Source organism: Vibrio tapetis subsp. quintayensis (genome assembly GCF_030409945.1).
GTDB lineage: Bacteria > Pseudomonadota > Gammaproteobacteria > Enterobacterales > Vibrionaceae > Vibrio > Vibrio quintayensis.
This window is the reverse complement of record NZ_JAUFQV010000003.1, coordinates 1-2,691: the sequence shown is the minus strand read 5'-3', so window position 1 is coordinate 2,691 and position 2,691 is coordinate 1. Positions and strand designations below refer to the sequence as shown.

Genomic DNA, 2,691 nt, shown 5'->3' with positions numbered 1-2,691 from the left:
TATCAAAGACTGACACACAATTCAGGACTGGGGGAATTATGAGGGGATCCGTCAGCGCCGCATTAAGCGGACAAAAATAGTGGGTTATAATGTGTAGCGAAGCGAAACTTAACCCACTGTTTTTGTTCCGTTTAAATGCCTTGTTAGTTTTTTTTGGCAGCTTCAATCTTAATAGCGCCATAAGCTATTTGTCTTTTAACAAGTAGTTCACGCTGCTCGTTTGACCAAACTTTAACTAATTTAAGATAATGAGCGTTGTAAGTAATTTCATTCATTATAGATATAATCAATTGATTTTCTTCAGAAGTCCACTTTGATACATGTTTAGATTCGACATATTTATAAATGTAATTTTCATACCGATCTAATCCATGACGAGCAATTAAAGGATAAACAATATCTTTATCGATACTGTTATTTTCCAAGTGCACTCCAAGAAATACAATTGACCTTACAGATTTTTTTATGTTGTTAAGTCGTTTAAGATCTGTAGTTTCACTATCGCTCATAGAATTAGTAACATTGAACATGTCATTATCTATTGTTTCACTAATCTGTATCGTACGATTGAATACTTCTCTTTCTCTCTCTATTTGAATTTGTTTATCGACAAGTTCTTTATTTTGGTTCATTTGAATGACAATGAATACAATTGCAATCACTGTTGCAATGTTCGCAAAAATTTGTGTTATTTGAGCCCAACGTTCTGATTTGGTCACGACTTATCCTTAAAAACTAACGCCCGATTAAGTAGCCCGAAACGCACAACGACTGTTTCCGCATAGCACCGTAACCACTGAAATACCTGCAAACCGAAAATGCCACGCGTTGAGGGTCTGCTTAAATTGCTTGTTATGCGATTTTTCAACGCGTGATCTTGAGCCTTTGATTGATTTCCCACAAGGCTATTTTGTTTGAGTCATATTCCAAAAGTTCACTGGCCTCTTTGAAACTACACCAACGAAATTTTGTATGTTCATTTGAAAGCTGAGGCTCAGTTGACACCTGAACTAAAAAAGAATATTCAGGCACTACAAATTGATGGTTCGTCCAGTTTTCATGACCAGCATAGTAAACCTTGGGAAGCATACACATTGAGTCCAGTTGCTGCCAATTGTAGCCAACTAAACTGGCTTCTTCTTTAAGCTCCCGCTTTGCTGCCTCAAGAAAGGATTCACTACCTTCACCACCGCCTGATATAGCTTGCCATACACCATTATCAGTCCGCAGTCCGATTAAGAAGCGAGGTCGATCATTGAGCATTTGATACGGGAATACCAATACTTGAAATGGTGCTCTCATTGATTTTTCCTCTAATCGCATAACGCCCTGTTAAGGTGTGAGCAATGCAATACCGATGCTACTGCATATCACCTTAAACACTAAACACAACGCATAGTAAAAATGCCACGCGTTGCGAATCACTCTTAAACAGTTTGTTATATTAAAATTTTGCGTAAATTGCCATATTATTTCCGACATGCTGCTCGATATAAGAGTTTGAAACATGTGAGTCATTTGCGTACAAATTCTGAACAACCGTTGTATAGCTCATTACGTATTGTAAATGAGGCAAATATTCATTCATTTCATGATATTTGTAATATTTCGTTAACTCTTGGCTATGTTTGAACTTTGCATACTCAGGATATAAATCAATAAATTCAGATATATTAAATTCCCGAGAATCTTTAACACTAAAGATGTAAAACTCGTGTATCTCACGACCATCATACTTATCAGTTAACAATACTAGATGCTTAAACTTTGAAAATAACTCCACATAACAATATAATTTATTACCTTGATCAGAATGGAGAGCTATTTGATGAAAAGGATAGCTTGATGCTGTATTTTCGTCTTTTTTTAACAACTCGACATTTGATGGCAAGTATGGAATTACAGGTAACTGGCTTTTAAAACCTTGACTATCAATTATCATATCAAGATATTTACTATCAATACCTTTTTCAGTTGCAAAATTTGCAGCAATTTTGGCAAATCCAAGCTTAAATATATCATTATCAAACCCAGAATATATTTCAACACTATCGCGTTCAAACTCAGTAATAATAGTTATATCTTCTAGGTTATACCCATCTTTTTGTAGCTTTTTCTTGTAATTCTCCACCATTTTTTTATTAGGTGCATACAAAACCAAATATTCTTCGTTAAATGATAGGTAACTAGGAGTAATTTTATTACCAGTTATTGTTACACTTATTCCGGTTAACACATGAATACCAACAAATGAGTTGCTTACTTTTCTTTCTGCATTTATAGGCGTTAATTTAGATATATGTGAAAAGATACTGACAAATTTTGCATCATTTGAAGTACCCAGTTCATTATTATGTTTTTCACATAATACACGATCACTTTTTAATCGACCACCAAGTGCGTTTGGGATAATGTGTTCATCGCTTTTATCTTCTAGTTTAATAGCATGTCCACATAAATAACAATAACTCATAATCTACCTTTTAATATAGACATAATGACCCCCACGAGGTGCTAGCCTCCAATATCGTGGGTTAGCTTGAAGCCAGAGCCATAATTAGTGTGCAAACAACTAAATCTTGGAGGCTAGCATGAACAACGATACCATAATTTTCATTGGGTTAGATACTCATAAATCCTTTATACAGGTCGCAGTTCTACAAGGTCATCGGGGAGCAAAACCTGACCATT

General features: G+C 35.2%; 3 protein-coding genes. All 3 read right to left on the bottom strand.

From position 1 onward, the window contains the following. Positions 1-143 precede the first annotated feature (143 nt). The 3 genes from QWZ04_RS00610 to QWZ04_RS00595 all read right to left on the bottom strand — a co-directional run bounded on the left by QWZ04_RS00610 (position 144) and on the right by QWZ04_RS00595 (position 2,473). Entirely contained in the window at positions 144-719 is a 576-nt protein-coding gene (locus tag QWZ04_RS00610; RefSeq protein ID WP_290323995.1) for a hypothetical protein, read from the bottom strand. 145 nt (positions 720-864) lie between these two features. Further along, positions 865-1,302, bottom strand: coding sequence for an NUDIX hydrolase (locus QWZ04_RS00605; protein ID WP_290323993.1), 438 nt, complete (start codon positions 1,300-1,302; stop codon positions 865-867). Between the two features lie 142 nt (positions 1,303-1,444). Then, on the bottom strand, positions 1,445-2,473 hold the full coding sequence (locus QWZ04_RS00595) for an HNH endonuclease (protein WP_290323990.1): 1,029 nt from the start codon (positions 2,471-2,473) through the stop codon (positions 1,445-1,447). Positions 2,474-2,691 lie beyond the last annotated feature (218 nt).

What these genes read in the sequence shown, in the direction of transcription:
- QWZ04_RS00605 (WP_290323993.1), bottom strand. Translation starts at nt 1,302, where the DNA reads ATGAGAGCACCATTTCAAGTATTGGTATTCCCGTATCAAATGCTCAAT.
- QWZ04_RS00595 (WP_290323990.1), bottom strand. Translation starts at nt 2,473, where the DNA reads ATGAGTTATTGTTATTTATGTGGACATGCTATTAAACTAGAAGATAAA.